This window comes from Janthinobacterium sp. EB271-G4-7A, from assembly GCF_020858075.1.
GTDB classification, from domain to species: domain Bacteria; phylum Pseudomonadota; class Gammaproteobacteria; order Burkholderiales; family Burkholderiaceae_D; genus Janthinobacterium; species Janthinobacterium lividum.
In genome coordinates this window covers 3,304,888-3,329,654 of record NZ_JACYMI010000001.1, presented here as the reverse complement: position 1 = coordinate 3,329,654, position 24,767 = coordinate 3,304,888, and the positions used below count along the sequence as shown (strand labels likewise).

Annotated in this window: 26 protein-coding genes; 17 read left to right on the top strand and 9 right to left on the bottom strand. The window is 57.7% G+C overall.

Going from position 1 to position 24,767, the window contains the following annotated elements; translation table 11 throughout:
* Positions 1–10 precede the first annotated feature (10 nt).
* From IGS58_RS14965 to IGS58_RS14925, 9 genes are all read left to right on the top strand, one after another.
* Positions 11–946 (top strand): DUF4123 domain-containing protein, encoded by a 936-nt coding sequence (locus tag IGS58_RS14965; protein WP_230521907.1) that lies wholly within the window; start codon positions 11–13, stop codon positions 944–946.
* Positions 947–969: 23 nt separating this feature from the next.
* The gene (locus IGS58_RS14960; RefSeq protein WP_230521906.1) at positions 970–3,717 is read left to right on the top strand and encodes a T6SS effector BTH_I2691 family protein; all 2,748 of its coding nucleotides are present in this window, start codon (positions 970–972) and stop codon (positions 3,715–3,717) included.
* A gap of 8 nt (positions 3,718–3,725) precedes the next feature.
* A complete protein-coding gene (locus tag IGS58_RS14955; protein WP_139144145.1) occupies positions 3,726–4,421 on the top strand; it encodes a putative type VI secretion system effector in 696 nt (231 codons plus the stop codon).
* Positions 4,422–4,787: 366 nt separating this feature from the next.
* Complete coding sequence (locus tag IGS58_RS14950) at positions 4,788–5,582, top strand: hypothetical protein (protein ID WP_230521905.1); 795 nt, start codon at positions 4,788–4,790, stop codon at positions 5,580–5,582.
* A 74-nt stretch (positions 5,583–5,656) separates the two neighbouring features.
* On the top strand, positions 5,657–6,058 hold the full coding sequence (locus IGS58_RS14945; RefSeq protein WP_230521904.1) for a hypothetical protein: 402 nt from the start codon (positions 5,657–5,659) through the stop codon (positions 6,056–6,058).
* A complete protein-coding gene (locus tag IGS58_RS14940) occupies positions 6,004–6,351 on the top strand; it encodes a hypothetical protein (protein ID WP_230521903.1) in 348 nt (115 codons plus the stop codon). The genes IGS58_RS14945 and IGS58_RS14940 overlap by 55 nt, the downstream gene beginning before the upstream one ends.
* Before the next feature lie 365 nt (positions 6,352–6,716).
* Positions 6,717–7,511, top strand: a complete 795-nt coding sequence (locus tag IGS58_RS14935) for a hypothetical protein (protein ID WP_230521902.1) — start codon at positions 6,717–6,719, stop codon at positions 7,509–7,511.
* A gap of 113 nt (positions 7,512–7,624) precedes the next feature.
* Positions 7,625–8,026 carry a hypothetical protein gene (locus IGS58_RS14930; protein WP_230521901.1) on the top strand — a complete coding sequence of 134 codons (402 nt, stop codon included), beginning with the start codon at positions 7,625–7,627 and terminating at the stop codon, positions 8,024–8,026.
* A 79-nt stretch (positions 8,027–8,105) separates the two neighbouring features.
* Positions 8,106–8,318: a hypothetical protein gene (locus IGS58_RS14925; RefSeq protein WP_230521900.1), complete on the top strand. Its 213-nt coding sequence runs from the start codon at positions 8,106–8,108 to the stop codon at positions 8,316–8,318.
* A 192-nt stretch (positions 8,319–8,510) separates the two neighbouring features.
* On the opposite strand, the gene IGS58_RS14920 is transcribed toward IGS58_RS14925, so the two are convergent.
* Together IGS58_RS14920 and IGS58_RS14915 are read right to left on the bottom strand one after the other, a co-directional pair.
* On the bottom strand, positions 8,511–9,044 hold the full coding sequence (locus IGS58_RS14920) for an ankyrin repeat domain-containing protein (protein WP_230521899.1): 534 nt from the start codon (positions 9,042–9,044) through the stop codon (positions 8,511–8,513).
* Positions 9,045–9,086: 42 nt separating this feature from the next.
* Positions 9,087–10,286 (bottom strand): YbfB/YjiJ family MFS transporter, encoded by a 1,200-nt coding sequence (locus tag IGS58_RS14915; protein WP_230521898.1) that lies wholly within the window; start codon positions 10,284–10,286, stop codon positions 9,087–9,089.
* A 314-nt stretch (positions 10,287–10,600) separates the two neighbouring features.
* Here IGS58_RS14915 and IGS58_RS14910 point away from each other — a divergent pair, with 314 nt between their 5' ends.
* From IGS58_RS14910 to IGS58_RS14895, 4 genes are all read left to right on the top strand, one after another.
* Complete coding sequence (locus IGS58_RS14910) at positions 10,601–11,275, top strand: CsgG/HfaB family protein (protein ID WP_034788077.1); 675 nt, start codon at positions 10,601–10,603, stop codon at positions 11,273–11,275.
* 8 nt (positions 11,276–11,283) lie between these two features.
* Positions 11,284–11,652 (top strand): DUF4810 domain-containing protein, encoded by a 369-nt coding sequence (locus IGS58_RS14905; RefSeq protein ID WP_230521897.1) that lies wholly within the window; start codon positions 11,284–11,286, stop codon positions 11,650–11,652.
* On the top strand, positions 11,649–12,311 hold the full coding sequence (locus IGS58_RS14900) for a DUF799 domain-containing protein (protein WP_099377092.1): 663 nt from the start codon (positions 11,649–11,651) through the stop codon (positions 12,309–12,311). The genes IGS58_RS14905 and IGS58_RS14900 overlap by 4 nt, the downstream gene beginning before the upstream one ends.
* Before the next feature lie 137 nt (positions 12,312–12,448).
* The gene (locus IGS58_RS14895; protein WP_230521896.1) at positions 12,449–13,078 is read left to right on the top strand and encodes a hypothetical protein; all 630 of its coding nucleotides are present in this window, start codon (positions 12,449–12,451) and stop codon (positions 13,076–13,078) included.
* 22 nt (positions 13,079–13,100) lie between these two features.
* On the opposite strand, the gene IGS58_RS14890 is transcribed toward IGS58_RS14895, so the two are convergent.
* Entirely contained in the window at positions 13,101–13,949 is an 849-nt protein-coding gene (locus IGS58_RS14890) for a siderophore-interacting protein (RefSeq protein WP_230521895.1), read from the bottom strand.
* Positions 13,950–14,040: 91 nt separating this feature from the next.
* On the opposite strand from IGS58_RS14890, the gene IGS58_RS14885 reads away from it, so the two are divergent.
* The gene (locus IGS58_RS14885) at positions 14,041–14,619 is read left to right on the top strand and encodes a TetR/AcrR family transcriptional regulator (RefSeq protein ID WP_230521894.1); all 579 of its coding nucleotides are present in this window, start codon (positions 14,041–14,043) and stop codon (positions 14,617–14,619) included.
* Between the two features lie 38 nt (positions 14,620–14,657).
* Here IGS58_RS14885 and IGS58_RS14880 read toward each other — a convergent pair whose 3' ends face one another.
* Both IGS58_RS14880 and IGS58_RS14875 read right to left on the bottom strand, forming a co-directional pair.
* The gene (locus IGS58_RS14880) at positions 14,658–15,761 is read right to left on the bottom strand and encodes a tryptophan 7-halogenase (RefSeq protein ID WP_230521893.1); all 1,104 of its coding nucleotides are present in this window, start codon (positions 15,759–15,761) and stop codon (positions 14,658–14,660) included.
* The gene (locus tag IGS58_RS14875; RefSeq protein ID WP_230521892.1) at positions 15,758–17,623 is read right to left on the bottom strand and encodes a LodA/GoxA family CTQ-dependent oxidase; all 1,866 of its coding nucleotides are present in this window, start codon (positions 17,621–17,623) and stop codon (positions 15,758–15,760) included. The genes IGS58_RS14880 and IGS58_RS14875 overlap by 4 nt, the downstream gene beginning before the upstream one ends.
* Positions 17,624–18,108: 485 nt before the next feature.
* On the opposite strand from IGS58_RS14875, the gene IGS58_RS14870 reads away from it, so the two are divergent.
* Positions 18,109–18,774, top strand: coding sequence for a response regulator transcription factor (locus IGS58_RS14870; protein ID WP_230521891.1), 666 nt, complete (start codon positions 18,109–18,111; stop codon positions 18,772–18,774).
* Positions 18,768–20,078, top strand: coding sequence for an ATP-binding protein (locus IGS58_RS14865; protein WP_230521890.1), 1,311 nt, complete (start codon positions 18,768–18,770; stop codon positions 20,076–20,078). Before IGS58_RS14870 ends, IGS58_RS14865 begins: the two co-directional genes overlap by 7 nt.
* 61 nt (positions 20,079–20,139) lie before the next feature.
* Here the strand turns inward: IGS58_RS14865 and IGS58_RS14860 are convergent, their stop codons facing one another.
* Together IGS58_RS14860 and IGS58_RS14855 are read right to left on the bottom strand one after the other, a co-directional pair.
* Complete coding sequence (locus tag IGS58_RS14860) at positions 20,140–20,778, bottom strand: NAD(P)H-dependent oxidoreductase (protein WP_034788098.1); 639 nt, start codon at positions 20,776–20,778, stop codon at positions 20,140–20,142.
* 107 nt (positions 20,779–20,885) lie between these two features.
* Positions 20,886–21,884 carry an aldo/keto reductase gene (locus IGS58_RS14855; protein ID WP_230521889.1) on the bottom strand — a complete coding sequence of 333 codons (999 nt, stop codon included), beginning with the start codon at positions 21,882–21,884 and terminating at the stop codon, positions 20,886–20,888.
* A 103-nt stretch (positions 21,885–21,987) separates the two neighbouring features.
* On the opposite strand from IGS58_RS14855, the gene IGS58_RS14850 reads away from it, so the two are divergent.
* Entirely contained in the window at positions 21,988–22,875 is an 888-nt protein-coding gene (locus IGS58_RS14850; RefSeq protein WP_230521888.1) for a LysR family transcriptional regulator, read from the top strand.
* On the opposite strand, the gene IGS58_RS14845 is transcribed toward IGS58_RS14850, so the two are convergent.
* Together IGS58_RS14845 and IGS58_RS14840 are read right to left on the bottom strand one after the other, a co-directional pair.
* Positions 22,876–23,961: an ATP-binding protein gene (locus tag IGS58_RS14845; RefSeq protein WP_070256502.1), complete on the bottom strand. Its 1,086-nt coding sequence runs from the start codon at positions 23,959–23,961 to the stop codon at positions 22,876–22,878.
* Positions 23,961–24,710: a response regulator gene (locus tag IGS58_RS14840; protein WP_070256500.1), complete on the bottom strand. Its 750-nt coding sequence runs from the start codon at positions 24,708–24,710 to the stop codon at positions 23,961–23,963. Before IGS58_RS14840 ends, IGS58_RS14845 begins: the two co-directional genes overlap by 1 nt.
* Positions 24,711–24,767 lie beyond the last annotated feature (57 nt).

Genomic DNA, 24,767 nt, shown 5'->3' with positions numbered 1-24,767 from the left:
GGGAATTTGTATGGAATCGACGGTCGAGGTCATTGTCAGCCAAGCATGGGAAGCACCACTTCAACTGCTCCATAAACAATTTCATGAAACGGCAAATGACCTATGTTTGTTATGGGTAAATCCTGCACAAGGAGATCCGTTTTCTTCGCATGCGATTGTGCAGCAACGAAAAATAGTCGTGCCCATTGCACATCCCCGTTTCGATCAGCAGTTCGCGCCATATCTGATCGAGTTGGCGCTGGATGAATATGCCGGCGCTGAACTATTCAAAATGAGTGTCGAACTTGCCTGGAACTCTTGGACAAAGGACAGTCTGTGGGCTGGTAACGGTCAAGCGATCGCTGGATGGGTTATCAGTGACGAAGCGCCGGAAAACATAGCGCGCCATTGGGCCAGCCATTGCCATATTCATTCAGTTCAAGGCCTGGAAAAATTGCTCAGATTCCATGACCCGGGTGTCCGCGAATGGTTATGGCCGGCGATGACTGTCGAACAGCAGCGTCAGATGCTGGGGCCAGTAAGCAGTGTGATCGCATTTGACCGGCAGCAAAACCTGATGCGACATGGTCTGGATGACACCCATGCGCTTTTTCCTCATGCCGCGCTTGAACAGCGGCTGATCTTGAGTTCATCGCAGTGGGCGCAAGTGAATGATTATTCCACGCTTCATGCCGCGTGGCTAACGTGGGGAGAATCTGGGCCGAAGCAATGGGAACAGGCGATTTTTTCAGCATTGGCACGCGCGACGCACTATGGCATCGTCGATAAAAAAGACCGTGAGTTATTTGCTTTGCATGTTTTGCAGCTTGGCAGTGATTTCCATGATGATCAGCGTCTACAGGCAGTGTGGAGCATGACCGGCGCCGGCGAATTTTATGGCGGTGCACTCGAAGAGGTGACTGGATGCCCTGCTGATCAATTACAAGATTATTTTTCTAAAAAATAAGATAAAGACCCTCAGGAAAATTTATGGCTTGTACTAATCCAAAAAACCCAGAATGCGAAAACTGCAATAAGTCTGGACTGGCTATTCTGCCTGTTCGATATGCCGTTGTGCCAAATGATGTTGATGCAACACTACCCGATCCGCTAGGAAATAAAGTCACGGATGTGAAACTCAAGTATCACAAGTATGCATTGCGCACCTTGCGTAAAGGTTTTGTCTATCTTTTTTATGAAAAACATGCGCGTGGAAGTCAAATCAAATGGGAAGTGTATAGCGTCTCTGAGGCAGGGACATTGTGGAAACAATATTTTAACAGCGGTCTCAAGCCAATTAGCGTTGAGCCGGCCTGCTCGCGCGACGGGCATAATATACCTGCTTCAATCATATCAATCGAAAAACCCGAAAAATGTGGCAAAGTCTGGCTGGCATTTTCAGACCATGCATGGAGTAAAGAAACTTTCACTTTGTTTGCCAGCGACGAAAAATTGCGCGACAAACGTATGCAAACTTTTTTACCTTCGATATGGGTGACAGCTGGAGGTTACCGACACGGCCTTCCCGCTACCAAGAAAAATATCGAAAAGGTCATTGAGTATCAAGAGAATTTCAATTCAATAAGTCTCAGCGGGTTGCCACTTGGCGAAATGAGCAAGGTGGATGGTAGCTACAACGCTACAAAACTGAAAATGGAAAGTACTTGCCATGCTTTGCACCTGAGAAAGGGTGAAAGCGAAAAACTGGCTGGATTGATGAAAACAGTCGGTGAGGGAAAAAATACCAAGGGTAATGCTCCTGTCATTATCGCCCTATGGGATGCATTTGGCATTACCCATGAGCTCAACGGCTTCCGGAATGAACCTGCAGGTTGGATAAAAAAATACAGTGAAGAACGAGAGCTGGAACTGACTGCATTGCAAGGTATAGAAGGCGTCAGAAAAACTCTGGAAAATACGGCCGTTGCGAACGAAGAGCAGCATCAGGAAGAAACGCGAAATAATGCTCCTCAAATAAGCTCCACGCAGGAGCGGCGTGATCGGGCATTAAAACTGGCGGAACCGCAAAGAGGCCGTGAAACCGAAGTATGTGATTTGTTGGACCAATGGGCTCGGGAGAAAGTGCCGGTTACCATGGGTTTTAGTGCGCGTCTTAATGATGCAAATGCGTATCCGGAGCCGTCGCGCAGCATCAAGATGGCCAAGGTAAAAGCCGATGCGGACAGCTTTATTGCGAGGAGAAGAGAAAATTCTCCAGCGATGATCGCCAAAGAAAAAGAACTATCTTGGGCGAAGTATGAGGAGATGCTGGAGCCTGGAGCTTATCAGGACTTCCGGAAGAGATATGATGCGATGCTGGATGACGCAAAAAATATTATCGACGAAAGAACACATGATCTTATCATGTGGTTGGAATCAAAATTATTGATTAATTACTTGAGCGAATTTAATGAGGAAAGTATCGAAGATGGCGTTGCCTTTGAGGATAAGATTGGTAGCGCAATAAACGGCATGAATTCAAGTATTCAAGGACAGAATAAAATTACCGAATGGGTCAAAGAAATGAAGGCGCATGAGCCGAATCTTCTTTGGCGAGCTCTGTCTTTAAATCAGAAAGCGCTTGGTGAACAATTTAATACTGCGCTGGCAGAAGCAGGAACAAGTTTCAGTGAGGTCGGTAAGGCCAGTATGGACTTTTTGGCCGTGCATATCAGAAAGGCCTGCGATATCTACAAGAAGGTCAATACCATGCAAAATACCTTGCTGAAAGCCGCAGATGCCTCCGAAGGTATTAAGGTCATAAAGGTGGTGGATCTTGATCGCTTGTTCATGACAATTGGAGATTTGCTGTTCAGGCCTTTTTTGAAGAGAGGCGCAGATTCCACCGCTGAATATGCTGTTCGAGGTTTGATGATGGCGCGTGCCGGAGTTGAACCTGGTCGCATCATCAGCGCAATAGAAATTCAGGCGAGGCAGGAAGGTTTAGCCAGAGCCGATATTGTACGTCGCTTGTCGACAGCAAAAAGCTTCATTGGATCGGGGAATGATTTAAAAAGCGAAAAATATGCAGCACTGGAAAAGAAATGGATGGAGGTAAAGGAAGATACTACTAAAGGCCCTACAGCGCTGAAAGAAAATCGTTTATCGTTGCTTGTCGCGACACTTGAAATTATTAATTTGGTAAAAATTGCCTGGGAATTCAAGGATGATAAAAAAACCTTGGGTGAACTGTGTGCTGCCATATGCTCGACGACTGCCGCGATTCTTGATATTGGCGCCAATGCGGCAAAACATTTAGTTGGTGATAAAGTATCGGTGACATTTCAATATTTAAAAGTTTATGGCGGAGTTTTAAGTACAGTAGCCGGTTATTACTCGGCTGCTAAAGAGGCGGAAACTGGAAGAAAGTATTTGGATAAGGAAAATTACAATCTTGCAGCTCTTTACTTTTTAAAATCCGTGGTGCAATTTATTGCGGTTACATTCGGATTGCTTTCGAGTTTGTCTTACGCGGCACCGCTACTAAAAACTAGTAGTCAGAAAATTGTACAATGGACAGGAACGAGACTTTTATATTACCGGTTATTTAGCATGACTTGGGCAGTTCGCCTTAATATGGTGGGGCTGGCTGTTACTCTAATTATATGGCTAGTAGTGCCAAATTCCTTAAAGGAATGGTGTGAGACATGTCCTTTTGGGAGGGATAAGGTAAAAGGTACAAAAAATCCGCAGGTATTATTGGAAAAACTTGGAGATGCTTATCAAAAAATATCATGAGGAAAAATATGCATGAATTATCTTATCAGCTAATCAGTGGAATTGTTGGTGGTTTAAAAACGTCTAACGTGAACGTGAATTATTTGAAGAATGGCGAGTCATTCAAAAAAATGTCCAGCTTGACCGCGGTAGTTCAGGCGGCAGCGGGTGAGCCAGGAGCTGTTCATAGTGCGCAAGCGGCAGCAAGTGACGGAGATCCTGTCACAGGCTTCACTATGAATGTGGGCGGCAAGTTAGTTACCGGAAGTTTTTGGGAGGTTGATTTTAGAGACGGAGACGAGGTTCAAGTTGTGGGGTATGAAAAAGGCAATAATTTTTTCGCTGTCGCAGTCGTTGATGTAAAGGAAGAAAAAATATGGATGCAGCCACATTGTGAACGTGGAACACTTGCAAAAAAATATCATCTTTTAAAATGCTGTGGATATTCTTTTATTGGATTGTGTATTTTTGAAATTTTATTGGGATTTTTTACTGGATTTCCAATTTGGTTTGTTTTGATTTGCTCGGCCTTTATTAATCCAATTATTTTGTTTGTAACTGTTGGATTAAGCTGGAAGGATTTTATGAATTTTGCAAAAGAAATGAATAGAGTAGGAAAGGCGCTAGTTATTGCTGAGCCGGAAAAAATTGATCTTTTTAAAAGTACGAGAAAATCAAGAAAGTCAGGGAAGCCAGCTTTGCCAATGGGTGTGTATTATCTTTAAGCGCGAGGGTGCTACTATGTAGAGATATTTGCAGACACCTTAGATATTGATGTAAATTTCATCCATCGGTCAGATCAGCCGACCGGAAGCTCGTGTTGGCAGGCCATCTTTTCGATGCGCGACAGGAATCGAATCGCCTACCAGTTGATCGATGAATGGTCTGCCGATACGTCGCGCCTTTCCATCATTTATTGAAGATGGATATCTGATATAGATCAGCAATGACGAATTGGCGAACCGGTTTCAAGCATGAAAATGGAGGAAAAGATAAGAATGGCTTAGCGGATAGTCATTTGATTCTGTTGAGAAATTAATGCAATTGCAGAAGACATTAAAGACGGTTCAAGCATAATTGTTAGGAAGCGCATGGTGGCTGAAGAGAATAATGAAAATACATCTTCCGACGAAGATTTCTTTATGGTGGAAGGAAAGATTACAGAATTTCATATGGCTGCAACAAATGTGAATTTGCTTAATAAAATAGAAAGAAGCCTTGCGGAAAAGAATCTGGCAGGTGGCGTCGCGGCCGTCATCAATGGCATGCCAGGGGCGTTGGCAAATGCAGCCATGCTAAGTTTGTACGATGGCGAAGATATGCATAATTTTGCTGGACTGGTCAATGGCGAAGTAGTTTGTGGTGTTTTTGTCGATGCGGATAAGATCAAGGATGGCGATTTCGTCAGGTTGGTGGTGGCAAGGAGAGGTGATGTCCTGCACGTGCACAGTTTGCTTCGCATTGAGGATAGCCTGTTATTGATGCCTCTGAATGCGTATTGCGGACAACGCGCATTTTTCTGGAATTGCATGAGATTTGCAAGAAATATGACGTTGTTTGTTTGGATTGTTTTATTTTCCGGATTTTTCTTGTTTATTGATGTGTCGCAGGAAAGAAAAGAGGATTTAATTACTGCATGTGGTGCAATATTCTTGCTGCCTCCGCTTTTCTGTTTTCCTTTTGAATACTGGACATATAAGACCATGCGTGGCTATTCAATATATGCTGAGAAAATATTTGTCGCTTATGGTTTTCCAAGGCCGGATGTGTTTGATGCGAGAGGCGGAATTACTTTTTTTGAGAATAATGGCAATGGTTTTTTTTCAACCAATTGTGAGCTGGCGCTGAAAAAGCACAAGTCGAAATGCAAAATTCAATCTGCCTGACAATTGGGCATTCTTAGCCACTTCCTGCACGAAATTGATGGCATTGCTGGGAGATATTGGCAGTGATGAATAATATGAATGACGTACAGTATAGTTTAATAACTGGAGTTATTGATAATTTAAATAAGCATGATATTAGTGTTAATTATTTGAAGGGAAACGAGAAATTCAAAAAAACTGCAGGTCTGACTGCAGTCTTACAAACTGCTGCTGGTGAGCCAGGAGCGGTCCATAGCGCTCAGGCGGCGACAAGTGAGGGAGATCCTGTAACGAGCTTCAGAATGAGTGTCGCTGGAAAATCTGTTAGTGGAAGTTTCTGGGAAGTTGGCTTCAAGGAAGGTGATGAGGTTCAAGTTGTAGGATATGCAAGAAACAATGACTTCATTGCTGTCGCAGTCGTCGATCTAAAAGAGAAGAAAATATGGATACGACCGCATTGCGAACGTGGCACGACCGCAAAAAATATCATTTATTAAAATTTAGTGGGTATTTTTGTGTTGGGTTATACATCCTTACTCTTGGAATGGGTTTTTTTGGAAATATTCCATTATGGTTGATGTTGATTACTGCGACTGTAATAGCGCCGGTTATTTTATTTGCAACTACAGGGATGAGTTGGTCAGATTTTATGGATTTCTCAAAAGAAATGAATAGAGTTGGAACAGCCTTGGGAATTGTTTATCCTGAAAAAATTGATCTTTTTAAAAGTACGAGAAAATCCAGAAAATCAGGAAAGCCAGCTTTGCCGATGGGTGTGTATTATCTTTAAGCGCGATGGCACTACTCTATAGAGATATTTTTAGATGCCTTAGATATTGATTAAATTTCGTCCATCGGCCAGCTCGGTCGACCGGGCACCTGTGCTTGCAAGCCATCTTTTCGATGCGCGGCAGGAATCGAATCGCTTACCTGTTGATACATGAATGCTCAACCGATAAACCGTGCCTTTCCATCATTTATTGAAGATGGATATATGATGTAGATCAGGAATGACGAATTGACGAACCGGTTTCAGGCATGCAACTGGAGGGAAAGACGAGAGTGGCTTGACGAATGGCCGTTTGATTCTGTTGAGAAATTTATGTAATTGCAGAAGGCCTTAAAGACGGTTCAACCATAATTGTTAGGAAGCGCATGGTGGCTGAAGAGAATAATGAAAATATATCTTCCGATAAGGATTTTTTCATAGTGGAAGGAAAGATTGCAGAATTTCATATGGCTGCAACAAATGTGAATTTACTTAGTAAAATCGAAAGCAGCCTTGCGGAAAAAAATCTGGCTGGCGGCGTTGCCGCCGTCATCAATGGCATGCCAGGGGCATTGGCAAACGCAGCCATGCTGAGTTTTTACGATGGTGAAGATATGTACAATTTTGCCGGACTGGTCAACGGGAAAGTAGTATGTGGTGTTTTTAGAGATGCCGATAAAATCAAGGATGGCGATGTCGTAAAATTGGTGGTCACACAGAGAAAGGACGTGCTGTACGTACACAGTTTGATCCGCATTGATGATAGCTTTTTTATGATGCCATTGAATGCTTATTGCGGAGAGCGTGCTTTTTTCTGGAGTTGCATGAAATTTGCAAGGAACATGACCTTGGCTGTTTGGATAATTCTTTCTCTTATGTTTTTTTTATCTGTCGATGTATCGTTGGAGAAAAATGAAAATTTAATTACGATGTTCAGCATAATATTCCTAATGCCGTTGATTTTTTGTTTTCCTTTTGAGTATTGGAGCTTCAGAACTATGCGTGATTATTCGATCTATGCGACGAAGATTTTCACTACCCATGGCTTTCCAAGGCCAAGTGACTTTGATATGCGCGCTGGCGCTACTTTATTCAAGGATCACAGCTATGGTTTTATTGGATATAGTTGTGAATTGGCCTTGAAAAAACACAGGTCGAAATACAAAATTCAATCTGCTTGATAATTTCCTCGATACATTTCCGTTACTTTCCAAGTTGGATCTGAGTCGCTTCCTCTGCGAAATTGATGGCATTTCTGTAAAGATATTGCCAGTTCAGCGATCGAGAAAATCATATGCATGAATTCTCCTATAAGTTGGTCAGCGGTGTTGTTGAGGATTTAAGAACTTCCGACATGCATGTGAAGTATTTGAAGAGTGCTGAATCATTCAGGAAAATATCCGACTTGACGGCGATTGTGCAAGCTGCTGCCGGCGAGCCCGGCGCCGTTCACAGCGCACAGGCGGCCACAAGTGACGGAGATCCTGTCACAGGCTTCAGCATGAGCGTGGGCGGCAAGTGGGTTAGCGGGAGTTTTTGGGAAGTTGGTTTTAGAGCCGGAGACGAGGTTCAGCTTGTCGGCTATCAAAAAGGCAATGACTTCATCGCTGTCGCAGTCATTGATGTAAAGGAAAACAAGATATGGATGCAGCCACATTCTGAACGTGGCACTACCGCAAAAAATATCATCTATTAATATGTAGTGGGCATTTTTGCATAGGATTATACATCCTTACTCTTGGAATGGGTTTTTTGGGAATATTCCATTATGGTTGATGCTGATTACTGCGACTATAACAGTGCGGGTTATTTTATTTGCAACAGCGGGATTGAGTTGGTCAGATTTTATGGATTTTTCAAAAGAAATGGATAGAGTAGGAAAGGCACTTGGGATCGCTGAGCTGGAAAAAATTGATCTTTTTAAAAGTACGAGAAAATCCAGAAAATCAGGAAAGCCCGCTTTGCCGATGGGCGTGTACTATCTTTAAATTAGATAAGTAAAATGTATGATCCCATTGATGTTCCTGATGCGCTGCTACTATCTGGAGTAGAAATGAAGCATCTTCATTTTTCTAGACAAGGATGGCGGCAGGTACTTAGAGCTCGATGCTCTGGTGGTCGTAATCGCGCGCCATCCCCCGCGATGCTGTCGCGCGATTACTGGCAGACAGTGCCCCTGTTTATTCCGCTTGGCCCAGGCTGACCAGCCGTGCCAGGGTCTCTTGCGCGTTCATGCTCTTGGCCAGCGAGATGGCAGTCATGCCGCGGCTGTCCACGGCATCGATGCGGGCGCCGTGCTGCAGCAGCAGGTCGAGGATGGCCAGGCGGTTGAACATGGCTGCCATCATCAACGGGGTCTTGCCGTCCGGGCTGGCGCCGTCCACCCTGGCGCCGTGCTGCAGTAGCAGCGCGGCGATGTCCAGGTAGCCTTTATAGGCCACGCCGGCCAGCGGCGTCTGGCCCTGGTCGTTGGGGACGTTGGCGTCGGCGCCCGCTTCGAGCAGCAGGCGCGATGTTTCCAGGTGGCCATGGTAGCTGGCCAGCATGATCAGGCTGTCGCCTTTTTCGTTGCGGAAGTTGACTGGCACGCCTTGGACCACCATGGCGCTCAGTTGCTGCGTATCGCCTTCGCGTACCAGGGCAAACAGGCCCTGGATGAATTCCAGCGTTTCGGCATCCATCGTTGCGGGGATTTTTCGTGCATCGGTGTTCATCGTCTTCTTTCCTCGAGGGTGGGGGGCTATGCCTGTAGTCTACTATGCGGCCGGCGCCAGCGCCTTTTGCCGCGAGGCAAGCACCGCGCCGATGAAGAGGGCGATGGCGGAGGCGATCAAGCCCCGTTCCAGTCCGGCCGGGCCGTCGGCGATCCAGCCAACCACGATGGGGCCGACGATCTGCCCCAGCGCAAAGACCGTCGTGTAGGCGCTGATGCCGGCTGTCCAGGATTGCTGCGGCAGGTTATGCCGCACCAGGGCCGTGGTCGACGCTACCACTGACAGGAATACGGCGCCGAAGACCAGGCCGGAGAGGAACACGACGGGTATGAAGCTCGTCAGCGCGGGCAGGATGGTCACCACGCCCAGCACGCCATTCAATATCGCCAGCGATTCGCCGCCCCTGTAGCGGTCCAGCATGCGCGCCCAGATGCGCGACGACGCCACCACCGCCAGGCCCAATAAAGTGTAGAACACGGTGACCAGGGTGGGCGGCATGCCTTGCTGCTTGAGCAGCGCGATGACAAAGGTCATGTAGCCGATGTAGCCGACGCCGAACATGAAGTAGCCGGCCAGGCTGGGGGTAAAGTCGCGCCAGGCGAAGCGCCGCGGCGTGTCGACGGCGCGCGGCGCTTCGCCGATCGCTTTGGCCGGCAAGGCCATGATGGTGGTGGCCAGCAGGCAGGCAATGCCCAGTGCCAACCAGGGCCATTGCCACGCATGCGCGGCGCCGTGTTCCTGGGCGGACGCCAACGCGGCCGGCACCAGCAGGGCAGACAAGGCAATGCCAAAGCCCGTGCCGCCATAGTACAGGCCGATGTAAAAGCCGGCGCGCTGGCTGTGCATGGAACCGAGCCGCGCCGCCAGCACGCCGCCGGCGATGAACATGAAGGCGCTGGCCACGCCCGCGCACACGCGCTGCAGGAACAGGGTGGTGGTGTCGCTGACGAGGCCCGACATCAGCATGAAGATGCTGGCCAGCACGGAACCGATGATCAGCAAGCGCCACACGCCCAGGCGGCGCATCAGGACCGGCGTGGCCAGGGCGCCGAGAAAATAGCCGAGCGCATTGAAGGTGTTCATGGCCCCGGCCAGCAGGTAGGACCAGCCCAGGTCGGCACGCATGGGCGGTAGCAGCAAGCCATAGGAAAAGCGCGACAGGCCCAGGGCGACGGCCGCGCCCAGCGAAAGCGCCAGCGCCGTGGCCAGCGGATGGGCCGGGGAATGATCGTGTGTCGGCATGGCCTGGAGACCCATCTATGTGAAAAGCTGCAGTGGAGTGGGCGCCGGGTAGGGCAGGCCGGCGGGCAAGGTCTGTCGGTGGCAGTGGCATACGGCCTTCAACGCTGACCGTTTTTTACTGTCAAGTTAATGAATTGGCCTTGAGAAGTCAAGCAGGCACCGCCTGAACAGCACTGGCAATAATGCAATCTTGTTATTGTTACTTTTGGATAGAATTGTGAGACATGCAATACCATATAATTGCAATTAGGAAATTAACTTGCCTAAAATTAATTTCGCAGGTTGCTCCTGATCCTCCATATCATAAGGGCACTATGAACAAGAATAAACCCGGCGCGTTGTTGATTGCAGCGCTGATTGGCGCGGCCTTGGCTGGCTGCGCTTCCGAAACCTCGCAAGCCGTGGCTGTCCCCACGGTTGCCAGTGCAGCCCGTCCCTACGTTGGTCCACGCACCCTGATCGCTGTCGGCAAGTTCGACAACCGCTCGAACTTCATGCGCGGCATCTTTTCCGATGGCGTCGACCGCCTGGGCAGCCAGTCGAAAACGATCCTGATCGCGCACCTGCAAACGTCTAACCGTTTCAACGTGCTCGACCGCGACAACATGGCGGAACTCAAGCAGGAAGCCGAGTTCAAGAAGCAGGGCCAGAATATCAAGGGCGCCGATTTCGTCGTCACGGGCGACGTGACCGAATTCGGCCGCAAGGAAGTGGGCGACAAGCAATTGTTCGGCATCATGGGCCGCGGCAAGACGCAAGTGGCCTATGCCAAGGTCACCTTGAACGTCGTCAATATCGCTACGTCTGAAGTCGTGTTTTCGGCCGCCGGCGCCGGCGAATACAGCCTGTCGAACCGCGAAGTGCTGGGTTTTGGCGGCACCGCCAGCTATGACGCCACCCTCAACGGCAAGGTGCTGGACCTGGCCATGCGCGAAGCGGTCGAGCGCCTGGTGGCTGGTGTCGAAGCGGGCGCAATGCGCAAACAATAAGGTATCCCATGAAAACAATGATGAACAAGGGCGCAGCCCTGCTGGCGCTGCTCGCCTGTGCCGCCCTGACCGGTTGCGCCACGCAATCGAAGACCCTGTACCAATGGGAAGGCTACGAGCCGCAAGTGTACGAATACCTGAAGGGTGAAAGTCCTGAACAGCAGATCGCCGCCATGGAAAAAGACTTGCAGGTGATCGGCGCGAAGGGCAACCACGCGCCGCCGGGTTTCCATGCTCACCTGGGCATGCTGTACTCGATCGCGGGCAAGCCGGAACAGGTCGAAGCGCAGTTCGAAGACGAGAAAAAACTGTTCCCGGAATCGACGCCGTACATGGACTTCCTGTTGGGTAAAATGAAAAAAGGCGAGAAATTATGATGTCGCGCATGTTGAAAATGGCCTTGTGCCTGGGTCCCGCCATCTTCATGGTCGGTTGCGCCACCAAGCAGGCGGCCTACGATTACACCGCCTTCAAGGCGGCCAAGCCCCGCTCGATCGTGGTCTTGCCGCCGTTGAACAACTCGCCGGAAGTCAATGCCGGCAACAGCGTCTACGCGCAAGTGACGTATCCGCTGGCCGAAGCGGGATACTATGTGCTGCCGGTGGCCGTGGTCGGTGAAACCTTCAAGCAGAACGGCTTGACGAATGCCGCCGATATCCACGGCGTCGATGCGAAAAAGCTCAACGAGATCTTTGGCGCCGATGCGGGCCTGTACGTGACGATTTCCAAGTACGGCACGACGTACGCCGTGATCGACAGCGTGACGGTGGTCTCGGTCGATGCCAAGCTGGTCGACCTGAAGACGGGCGCCTTGCTGTGGCAGGGCGCGGCCAGCGCATCGAGCAACGAAGGCAATAACAGCGGTGGCGGCGGCCTGATCGGCGTGCTGGTGACGGCGGCCGTCAAGCAGATCATCAACACCAGCACCGATGCCAGCCATCCGCTGGCTGGCACGGCGAATGCGCGCATGCTGTCGGCCGGCGTGCCGAATGGCTTGCTGTACGGTCCTCGTTCGGAACGCTACCTGGCGCAGTAATCGTTCGCGAGTAGCGTGCCCAGGCCCTGCATCAGCCAGGGCATGGGCAGTGACAACCGGCGCCGGAGGAAATCGCGGACTCGTCCTCCGGCGCTGTCTTTCCTGAGTTCGTGCAGATTCCAGGCAGGGAGCAAGCGATGGGCATTCAATTCAACGTCCGCTACAACGTGGAAACAGACGATTTGCAAGGCAACTCCGTGCTGGTTTTCCTGAAGCTGCAAAACCCGCAGGGCCATTACCACAGCCATGCCTGGCAAGTGTTGACGGGGTCCGCCGGCGCCACCGAATCGTTCCACTACGAGGACAGGATTTCGACCGACGTGAACAGTTTCGGCATCACCGGGAACACCATCGTCTCGGGCCGCCAGGTCATCGCGCCGGGCCAGCTGCTGTCGGCCGTGAGCCCGCATGGCTTGTCGCCGCTGCTGCAGCCGGCCGCCGCCTCGCTGGCGCAATCGAAGCTGACGCCGGCACAATGCGGCGTCATGAACGAGACCAGCCCATTCATCCCATTCAGCTGCAACTGGTACGTGAACGACCGGCCGGTCGCGACCATGCCCGATGTCGACGCCAACATGACGATCGGTTTCGAATACCTGCCCAGCCTCTATTTTGTGGTCGCCATGCGGCCGGCAGCGGGCCAGACCTACAGCCTGGAGAGCTTCCAGGACATGACGCAGTATGCGATGCCGGTCTCGGTTACCGAAGTGGACGTGACCTTGCACCGCAGCCAGGACGCGTGGCGCTTCGACTTCGCCGCCCGCTAGCGCGCGCCGCGACCGGCACGGCTCATACTTCGACGGCCAGGTCGTCGAAGTCGGCCAGGGTGCCGCCATTGGCGATCAGCTGCTCGAAGCTGTGCTTGCGGCGCGCGTCGATGTGCGTATTGCTGACGCCGCGCTTCCAGTAGCCGGCCACCAGCACCTGTTCCTTGTCCAGGCCTGCATCGATGCGGAAGTGCTGGCGGATGGCGCGCATTTCATTGCGTTCGCCCGCGCCCCATATCGCGTAATCGTGCGGATATTGTAACGCCCTGGCCTGGGCGGCCAGCGGCCCGTCCGGCGCCACGTGGGCCGTGCCGAGGCGCTGCAATGCTAGGCCCGGCACCTTGGGCAATTCCTGGAACGCCGCTTCATCATCGGTCACTACCCAGCCGATGCCGCTCGCGTTGGCGGGCCATTGATGCAACATGGCATACAGGGCGGGTATGCCCGTCTCGTCGAGGAAGAGGGCGAGCTTGCGTTCGCTGCCCCCTGGCACGGTGAACTGCGGGCGCGGCCCCGTCAGGCGAAAGATGTCGCCCACGCGCAGGCTGTCGCCCCAGCGCATCATGGGGCTGGCATGTTCATGCAGCACGATATCGAAGGCAAAGGCTAACGCCGCCGCGTCATAGCTGCGCACGGTGTAGATGCGCGAGGCGCCGCCATCGATGGCGCCGTCGAGATGGATGCGGAAGGCCACGTTGGGCAGCGTCCATTGCGGATCGTCGCCCGAGCGGGCCAGGCTGGCCGTGACGCGCAGCACGCTGGGAACGGGGCGCGCGATGGCGGCGACGCTGGCCGTGACTGCATGCAGGTTGCGGTCATGCTCGGCATTGCGCAAGGGGCCGCCCGATTGCGGTTCTGGGGGTGTTGCCATGTAAGTACTCCTGTGTCTTGGGTAATTAGTTTCATCATGCTAAACTAATTGCGAAAAAACGACAACGCAGCAGCCGCCACGGAAAATAATCATGACTATCGCCACCGATACACCGCGCCCCGGGCGTCCCCCCAGCATCACGCGCGCGCGCATTGCCGACGCCGGCATCGCCATGGGCTTGCCCGCCATGACTTTCACCGGCGTGGCCGCCTTGCTCGGCGTCAGCCACGTGGCGCTGTACAAGCACGTCGCGCACCTGGCCGCGCTCAAGCTGCTGGTGGCCGAGGAGATTTTTGCGCGCTGGCAATTGCCGGCGCACGGAGAGGATGACCTGGAGCACTACCTGCTGCGTTTCAGCGCTTCGCTGCGCCAGCTGGTCAAATTGCATCCCGGCCTGGCGCCCTATCTGCTGCGCCGGAAAGCGACGCCGCCGGCCATGCTGGCGCGCATCGGCGCCCACCAGGCGCAGGTGGCGCACGGCTACCAGCTGTCGCTGGAGCGCGCCCGCTGGCTGCTGTCGACCGTGGCGTTTCACTGCGTGGCCCTGGCCGACACCGTGTATGCGTCGGCCGGCGACACCTGGGAAGCAGAGGACGATGCGCTCATCGAGGCCGAGTTCGACCTGGGCATGCGCGCGCTGGTCATCGGGGTGCTGACGATGCGGCCGTAATGGCGCGCAATCTTGCTTGAACTATAACTTCGTCAGGCTCAGCTTGCCTGCATGGCCGGCCAGCGCCGGCGCCAGAACGGCGCTGACGGCCAGCGCGTTTCCTGGCCGTAGCAGTACGCCAGGTGGCGTTCGTACGCCGCGCTGATGGCTGTCAGTTCCCCATTGTATTTACGATAGGCATTCACGTCGCCGTGCAGCGTGCGGTCGGCGGCCTCGGCCGCGGCCAGGCCCGTGTACAGGGCGTTGAAGATGCCTTGCGATGACAGCGGATCGAAGCTCAGCGCGGCGTCGCCGACGGCGAACCAGCCTGGGCCGGCGCCGGCGTCCAGGGTCGCCGTATGCGCGGGCGTGGCCATGGCGGGCGTATCGGCCGTATAGCCTTGCTGCTCCAGCAATTCCCGCGTGGCGGGCAGGCGCCGCGCCGCCGCTTCCAGCCAGCCGGCATCGCGCAAGATGTTGGTGTCGAGCAAGTCGGCATCCGTATGCAGGGCCAGCACGCGGCGTTGGCCGGGCAGGGGCGCGCTGTACCACCAGCCATCTTCGCACGCCTCGATGTGGGCAAAGCCCCGCGCGGAGGGCGTGCGATCCTGCCCGTATTGCCATACTGATACCAGCCGGTCGCTGCGCTGGCGCCGCGCCCCGATTCTGCGGGCCAGCCGGGCGTTGCGTCCCGTGGCGTCGATGATGATGCGCGCCGCCGCGTCGCAAAGGCCGTGCTGCGTTAGCAGGCGTACTTTCCAGCCGGCATCGTCCGGTACGATGCCCACGATCTTGGCCGAGGCCAGCAGGGCGGCGCCGCGCCGGCGCGCCTCGTCGCGCAGCCACAGGTCGAAGGTGCCGCGCGCCAGGTGCCAGCCGTGCCCGTCGGGATCGCTGAGGAAGTGGTGTTCCGTCCAGGCGCCGTTCCACCAGGCGCGGTTGCCGTGGTAGGGCGCATGGCCCTGTTGCAGGAAGGCGTCAAGCAAGCCCATGTCCTGCAACAGGCGCGCGGCGGCCGGCGGCAGCGATTCGCCGATGCGCGCCAGCGGGCCCGCCAGCCGGTCGACCAGCAAGATCCGGTGCCGCCCCGCCAGGTTCAGGGCGGCCGTGGCGCCGGCCGGACCGGCGCCGACGATGAGCACGTCGGCCTGCAGCAGGGTCACAAGCGGTGCCGTTGCAGATGGCGCGCTTTTTCCGTGCCTTCCAGGTCGACGTCGACGAACTCGTCCGGTATGCCCGCCGCGGCGCGCAACTGGTGCTTGCCGGCTATCGGCTGCGGCAGGTTTTCCACCTGCAGGAAGGCGGGGAAGCCCGTCACGTCCGTGGGGCCTGGGCGTACTTCCACCACGCCCACTTGCGCCAGGTCGGCGATCATGTTGTTGATCTGCTCTTCATAGCTGATGTTGCCCAGCGGCCGTATCCACGCGGCGCGCCGGGCGAAGGCGGCCAGGCGGTCGTCGACGGGAACTTCGCGGTTCATCACCGTGTCGTAGGCGAGCTTGCTCATCACCTGGTTGGGCACGCGCGCGGGCCAGAAGGTGGGCACGTAGGGATCGTAGTCGGACTGGTAGCCGGAGCGGCAGCTGGCCGTGTCCGTCTGCCATGGCACGGCCATCCAGCGCGTCACGCCGCCGGCGATCTGCGCCGAGCAGGGGCTGCTGATATTGTCCGGTGTCAAGACGGCGCCGTAGTCCGGCTCCACCCAGCCGGGCGGCCGGTGCGCCAGGCGGAACGGTGCGCTGTACATGCTGGCCTGACGCATGGGCCAGGTCATTTCGCAGCCGGGGTGGAAGGCGTCGGCCAGGCAGAATTCCATGGCCGCGCGCAGCAGGGTGTCCGGTTGCTGCGCCAGTTCCACGTCGGCCAGGCTTTGCGGCGGCGTCTTGCCGGGCGCGTAGTCGTCCGTGAACTTGCCGTCGGCCCATTGCTTGAGGAAGCGCAACTGCAGATTGCTCAGCGCGCAGTTCTGGCGCGGCGTGTCTGCCGGCGGGATGGCCATCGCATCGCCATACAGCCACGGCCACGGCGATGGCGCCCAGGCGTCGCGCTCGAACTGGCGGAACTGGTTATAGATGACGTTGCGCCACTCCTTGCGGTTTTCGGACGGGCTAGCCAGGCGCGCCATCCATTCGTCGCGGCTGAACGGCGTGCTGCCGTCCCAGCCAAAGGCGGCCGCAAAGCCGGCATTCACCCATTGCAGGTTGGACAGGCGCTCGAAAATGGGGCGGATATCATCCTGGAACGAGGGAGCGGCAGGCGCGGCAATTTTGCCTTCGGAAACAAACAAGTCGCGCATCAAGTCCCACATGGTGCGCACCGACTTTTGCTGCGGCGCATAGTCGGGCGGCGCGACGACCACCCAGGCCATGTCGACGGGCAAGGCATGGCCCTGGTAGTGCACCTTGGCGCAGACGGGGCCGTCGGCCGTGTCGTCATGCCAGCCTTCGTTGTTGGCAAAGGTGATGGCGCGCGCGCCATTCCACGAGGCCGACTTGCCATGGCCGCCCAGCACGATCAGCCGTCCCATGGCATCCGTGCGCAATTCGCCCAGGTAGACGGGCGTGCCCATGAAGCGGCCGCTGTCGAAGGCCACGCCTTGGCTGTCGCTGCCGCTGATCTTGCGCTCGCCCGGCGTGATGGACAATTGCGCGCGGTCGGTGACGGCCATGTTGCGCAGGAACGAGGGCTGGGTGACATTCGCCTCGGGAATATCGAGCGCGATCTGGAACTGGTACCACGCCGCCTTCGTGTTGGCCAGGGTAACGGACCATTCGATGTCGGCATTGCTGGCGTTCAATTCGGCCACCGCCACGCCGGCCGCGTTCAGGCCGTAGATGCGAAAGCTGGCCGCCTGGCGCTTGATGGCTCCGGACGCATCGCGGTAATAACCGGCCGGCCGCGCCGCCGGTTCCGGCACCTCCGGTCCCAGAAAGTACTCGCTGGGGCTGTTGCCCACGCGGGCAATGCCGATGGGCGGATAAATCGCCGCCTTGACGATGACGGTATCTTGGGTGGGGGTGGACATGGCGGGCCTTTCCAGATGCGTGGAGGGAAGGAAAATATACCGCATAAAAAATGCGCCAAATGCGCACATAGTCACGCTGGCGTGAAATCGGGCGCCAGGCCGGGCAATTCAGTTGCTGTGCAGATTGACTTGTTGCCGGCACGCAGGTATCTTGGATCGGCATTGCCTGTTTATCAATATATGAGATAATGTATTGATCCGATATTTTTCTATGCAACCTTTAAGGAATGATATGAAAATCAAGGCTATTTTCTGTGTTGGCGCGCTATCCCTGCTGGCTTTTCTGCCGGTATCGCAAGCGGCCCAGCCTGGCGAGGCGCTCGCTGCGGCGGTACCGCATGCGAAAGGCATGGCCCTGTTTCCGCAAGAAGGCAATATTCCACCGTTCCGCGGGTCCGGGTCCAGGTAAGGCACCGCGGCAGTCCCTGCGGCGCGGCGCCAGTCAAGGTAAGATGGTGGCTTTTTCAAGACCTTGAGAGGCCCGCGTGCGCGTGTTGCTGGTGGAAGACGATCCGATGATCGGGGAAAGCCTGGTCGAGGGCTTGCGCGGCGAGTGCTATGCCGTGGACTGGGTGCGCGATGGCCACGATGCGGAGCTGGCGCTGGCCGGCTTCGCCTACGATTTGATGCTGCTGGACCTGGGCTTGCCCGGCAAGGAGGGCATGGACGTGCTGCGCACCATGCGTGCTCGGGGCGCCGAGTTGCCCGTGCTGATCATCACGGCGCGCGACGGTACGCCGGCCCGCGTCAACGGGCTCGACAGCGGCGCCGACGATTACCTGGTCAAGCCGTTCGACCTCGACGAGTTGCTGGCGCGCATCCGCGCGCTGCTGCGCCGCCGCGTCAGCCGTTCGCGCTCCGTCATCGAGCACGGCGCGCTGATCCTCGACCTGGCCAGCCACGAGGTCACCTTCGAGGGCGAATTGATCAAGCTGCCGCCGCGCGAGTTTTCCGTGCTGCGCGCCTTGCTCGACCATCCGGGCAAGGTGGTGTCGAAGCGCCAGCTGAGCGAAAAGCTGTATGGCTGGGATTGCGAAGTGGAAAGCAATACCGTCGATGTGTACGTGTACCAGCTGCGCAAGAAGCTCGGTGCCGACTGCATCCAGACCGTGCGCGGCGTGGGCTACAAGATGCGGGTGGCATCTTGCTGACCATCCGCCGCCAATTGCTGCTCGGTTTGCTGGCCGCTACCTTGCTGTGCGTGCTCGGCGCCGGCATTTCGCTGTTCCGTTCGCTGCTGGAAGAAACCAATGAACTGGCCGATCTGCAGCTGCGCCAGCTGGCCGTGGCCTTGCCCGACGAATTCGAGACGCAGACGGGCCTGGCCGCCGCGCAAGACCCGGAAGAAGCGTTCGTGCTGCAGGCCTGGGACGAGGATGGCCAGCCATTGCCCGTCCTGCAGGGCCAGCCGGCACTGCCGCGCTATGCGCTGGCCGGTTTTGCCGATGTCGTGCTGCACGGCGAGGACTGGCGCCTGTACGGCGAAACGCGGCGCGGCCGCTACGTGCAGGTGGCGCAGGCGCAGGCCGTGCGCGACCAGTTGGCCTGGCAGATGACCATGCGGGCCGGCGCGCCCCTGCTGGTATTCGCGCTGATCCTGGCGCTGCTGATCGTCGCCGTCGTGGGGCGGGCGCTGGCGCCGCTGCACCGGCTGGCCGAATCCGTGGCGGGCCGTTCGCCGGACGCGCTCACGCCGCTGGCGGCCGACGACATGCCGCCCGAACTGCGGCCCGTGGCGCTGGCGTTGAATAGCCTGATGGGGCAGTTCGAAGCGGCGCTGACGGCGCAGCGCACCTTTGTTGCCGATGCGGCGCATGAATTGCGCTCGCCGCTGACGGCGCTGAAACTGCAGCTGCAGGTGGCCGAGCGGGCCGGCAGCGAGGAAGAACGCCGCTTGGCGCTGGCGCGGCTGCATGAGCGGCTGGATCGCAGCACGCACCTCGTGCGTCAGCTGCTCAGCCTGGCGCGCCACGAAACGGCGCTGGCGGCCAGCCAGCTGCACACGGTGGACCTGGGACAATTGCTGGAAGCGGCCGTGGCCGACCACAGCGCGCTGGCCGACAGCCGGGAGATCGACCTGGGCGTGGTGGAAACGTTGCCGGCCAGGGTGCTGGTACAGGCCGATCCCGATGGCTTGCAAGTGCTGCTGAATAACCTGATCGACAACGCCTTGCGCTACACGCAGCATGGCGGCAGGGTCGACTTGCAGGCGGCCGTGGAAGAGGGCCGGCCCCTGCTGCGCGTGTCCGACAACGGCCCCGGTGTGCCGCAACAGCACCACGCGCGCCTGTTCGACCGCTTCTTCCGCCCCGACGGCAACGATGCCTGGGGCTGCGGCCTGGGCCTGTCCATCGTGCGCCACATCGCCGAGCACCACCAGGCCGATATCGCGCTGGCCGAGGGGGGCGAGGGACGGGGCCTGCAGGTGACGGTGCGTTTTCCGCAAGCGGCCTGAACGGACAAAAAAAAAGCGGATGCCGGTCAGGGCATCCGCTTTTCAATCACTGGCGAGGCGCTTACGCCAGCTCGGTGATGAATTGCTCGCGCGCAGGGCGCACTTTTTTCAAGTCCACCAGCCAGTCGCCTGCGTCGGCGCGGTAGCCGAGCGGCAGCATGACGACGGAACGCAGACCTTTTTCACGCAGGTTCAGGATTTCATCGACCTTGGCTGGATCAAAGCCTTCCATCGGCGTCGAATCGACCTTTTCCTGGGCCGCGGCGATCAGCGCCGTGCCGACGCCGATATATGCCTGGCGCGCCGCGTGCTGGTAGTTGGTTTCCGCATCGCGCTGCGGATACGTGGCCAGGATTTGCTGGCGGTAGGCTTCCCAGCCTTCATTCTTGAAGCCGCGGACGGTGTTAACCAGGTCAAAGCGCGCGTTGATGCGTTCTGCCGTGTAATTGTCCCAGGCGGCGAATACCAGCAGGTGCGAGGCGTCCGTCACTTGCGACTGGTTCCATGCATGCGGCTTGATCTGTTCGCGCAGTGCCGGATTCGTCACGACGAAGACTTCGTAAGGATGCAGTCCGCTGGAGCTGGCCGTCAGGCGCACGGCTTCCAGGATGCGCTCGACCTTGTCTTGCGGCACCGTTTTCGTCGGGTCCATCTTCTTGGTGGCGTAGCGCCATTGCAGTGTTTCGAGCAGTGCGGACATATAAATCCCTTTGATAATGAATAGTTCAGATTGGAAATGATAGCGGATTCAGGCATTTCAAGTGCGGCAGGCAAAAGAACTTGTATAGCCGAGCCAGGCACGGTTGTCTACAGGCCAAGCATGGCAAGCTCATGCTGTGGGTAGCGCGCGCCCTGCACGGCTGCGGGCGCGATGGCGGCGCCGATGGCGCCCAGCTCGGCTTTGTTCAGGGTGATACGCGCGGCGGCCACATTCTCTTCCAGGTGCGCCAGGCTGCGCGCGCCCGGTATCGGCACGATATCGCTGCCTTGGGCCAGCAGCCAGGCCAGGGCCAGCTGGGCCGCCGTGGCGCCGCGCGCCGCCGCCAGGCGCTGCAGTTCAGCCACCAGCTTCGCGTTGGCTTCCATCGCCTGCGGCTGGAAACGGGGCAGGCTGTGGCGGTAGTCGTCCGGCGCCAGCGCGGCGCTGGATGCGAGCCGGCCCGTCAGGAAGCCCCGGCCCAGCGGGCTGTAGGGCACGAAGCCGATACCGAGCGCGCGGCAAGCGGGCAGCACCTCGGCTTCCACATCGCGGCTCCACAGCGAATACTCGGACTGGACGGCCGCAATCGGATGCACGGCGTGGGCGCGGCGCAGGGTGGCTGCCGACACTTCCGACAGCCCCAGGTGGCGCACCTTGCCGGCCCGCACCAGATCCGCCATGGCGCCGACGACGTCTTCGATGGGCACGGCGGGGTCCACGCGGTGCTGGTACAGCAAGTCGATGCAGTCGATGCCCAGCCGGGACAGCGAACCTTCTACCGCCCGGACGATGTGTCCGGGGCGGCTGTCGACGCCCGCCATGCGTTCCACGCCCTGGCCGTGGGGCAAGATTTTGAAGCCGAACTTGGTGGCGATGCTGACCTTGCCGCGCAGTTGCTTCAAGGCGCGGCCCACCAGTTCCTCGTTGGCGTAGGGGCCGTAGACTTCCGCCGTATCGATCAGGGTCACGCCCAGTTCCACGGCGCGGTGCAGCACGCGCAGCGAGGTGGCTTCGTCGGCGCCGCCGTAGGCAAAGCTCATGCCCATGCAGCCCAGGCCGATGGGGGCGACGCGCAAGCCGGAGTTGCCCAGTGTTCTGTGCTCCATTTTTCACTCCTCTTCAAAAAAAGATGCAAGGAGTATGGATGAAGCAACAGCATGCGATAAGATAGCTTATCCTGCATGCATTGCTGAATTTCACTCATGAATAATGGCTGACCTCAATGAATTGACGGCCTTTGCCGCCGTCGCCCGCCTGCGCAGCTTTCGCAAGGCGGCCCTTGAACGGGGCGTGTCCGCTTCCGCCCTCAGCCATGCGCTGCGGGCGCTGGAAGAGCGCCTGGGCGTGCGCCTGCTGAACCGCACCACGCGCAGCGTCACGCCGACCGAGGCGGGGCAGCAGTTGCTGGCGCGGCTGGCGCCGGCCATGCGCGAAATCGATGATGCCTTGCTGGACTTGAGTGCCTTGCAGGATGTGCCCGCAGGCAAGCTGCGCCTGAACGTGCCCCGTCCGGCCGCCCGGCTGCTGCTGGCGCCCATGCTGGCCAGCTTCGTCGCCCGTTATCCGCGCGTGCAGGTGGAAGTGGTCACCGACGACGGCATGATCGATATCGTGCGCGACGGTTTTGACGCGGGCATCCGCTTCGGCGAGCAGGTGGCGGCCGACATGATCGCCGTGCCCGTGGGCGCGCCCCAGCCTTTCGTGGTGGTGGCGTCGCCGGCCTATCTGGCGGCGCATGGGGCGCCAAGCACGCCGCGCGACTTGCTGGGGCATGCCTGCATCGGCCGGCGTTTTCCCAGCGGGCGCCAGTATGCGTGGGAGTTCGAGCAGGCAGGCGAGGGCGTCAGCATCGCCGTCGGCGGGCCGCTGGTGTTCGACGACGATGAACTGATGCTGCGCGCGGCCCGCGATGGCGCGGGACTGGCGTATGTGTACGAGGCCGATGCGCGCGCCGATATCGCGGCGGGACGCCTGGCGTGCGTGCTGGAACGTTGCCTGCCGCCGCCGCCCCGTTACTTCCTGTACTACCCGAGCCGGCGGCAGATGCCGCCCGTGCTGCGCGCCTTTGTCGACATGCTGCGCGCGCCGGCGATATAGTCAGCCGGCGTGCGGCGGCGCGGCGTGCTCGACCGGCCACTTGATGGTGAACAGGCTGCCGCCCGCCTTGCCACGCGTGCAGACGGCGCTGCCGCCATGCGCGCGCGCGATGGCTTCGACCACGGCCAGGCCCAGGCCGCTGCCCGCGTTCAGGTCGACCCTGTCGCTGTCGCCGCGGCGGAATGCTTCGAACACGTGCGGCGCCAGTTCCTCGGCAATGCCGGGGCCTGCATCTTCGACGCTCAGGTAGTACTGGCCGGCCTGCACGCGGGTGCGCACGCGCAGCAGGCCCGGATGCGCATAGCGGCGCGCGTTGTCGAGCAGGGCCAGCACGATTTGCCGGATGCGCGCCGCGTCGCAGCAGACGGGATGGTCGGACAGGTGCAGTTGCAGCGCAAAGCCGGCCGCTTCCATGTCCGGCGCCAGCAGGCGGCGCACCTCCTCGATTTCCAGCGTCAGGTCCGTCCATGCCATGCGCAGCTGCATGTGGCCGCTGTCGGCCAGGCTCAGGGTGCGCAAGTCCTCGATCAGGCGGCCCAGGTCTTCCACTTGCGACAGCAGGCTGGAAAACGGCACTTCCTCTGGCTTGAAGACGCCATCGACGACGCCTTGCAGGGTGCCGCGCAGGATGGTCACGGGCGTGCGCAGCTCGTGCGCGATGGCCGCATTCCACGTCTCGCTTTCCTTGGCCGCCCGCTGCAGGCGCTCGGCCATGCTGTTGAAATCGTCGACCAGCATGGCCGTTTCACCCAGAGTGCGGTCGCCGGCGAAGGCGCGCGCGGACAGGTCGCCATGCGCCACGCGGCGCACGCTGTCCATCACGGAATTGATCGGTTTTAAAATGCGCGACGCGAGCTTGATGGCGAAGAACGCGGCCAGCAGCAAGCCAAAGATGGTAATCGACAGTATCCATAGCCATTCCACCGTCGTCGGCGACCAGTCGTCCGGCTCGGACAGCATGTTGGGATCGATCTTGAAGACGACGGCGAAAAACGTCCACGAAAAAATCCAGATGACGAGGATGCTGATGACCATCAGCACGGACATCGACAGCACGATCTGCCGGTTCAAGCCTGTGAAGCGCATCAGAGGTCGCTTTCCAGGCGGTAGCCCACGCCGCGCAGGCTGGCCGGCATGTTCATCACGCCCGCTTCTTCCAGCTTCTTGCGCAGCTTGCTGACGTGGCTGTCCACCGTGCGTTCCATCGAATTGCTCTCGGGCATGCACGACTCCAGCAATTCCAGGCGGCTGCAGACGCGGCGCGGCGTGCGCGCCAGGTGGGCCAGCAGGCGGAACTCCGTCAAGGTCAGGCTCAAAGGCACGGGCGCGCCTTCGCGCAGCACGCTGGCCACATAGGTTTCCTGGTCGATCTCGATGGGGCCGCAGCGCAGGCGCTGGCCGCCGACGGGATGGTGGCGCACGCGCGAGCGGCGCAGCACGGCCGCCACGCGGGCCACCACTTCGGCCGGATTGAAGGGCTTGATGATGTAGTCGTCGGCGCCCACGCGCAGTGCGGCCAGTTTATCGGCATCCTGGTCGCGCGCCGTCAGCATGATGACGGGCGTCTCGCCGCGCCGCCGCACTTCCGCCAGCACGCCCCAGCCGTCGACGCGGGGCATTTGCACGTCGAGCAGCAGCAGGTCCGGCGCCAGCGCCAGGTGCTGCTGCAGCGCTTCCTGGCCATCGTGCGCGAAGGCCGTGCGGTAGCCGTCGCGCTCCAGGTAGCCGGCGAGGATGCGGGCGATTTGCGGTTCATCTTCGGCGATCAGGACGAGGGCGGAAGGCGGCGTGGTGGCAAGGAAGGAGGGCTGGCTGGCGCTGTGATGATAGTTCATATAAATAGTCTAGCATTCTTCGCCGCCTCCATCGAATCTCCACATTTCTTTGACGGA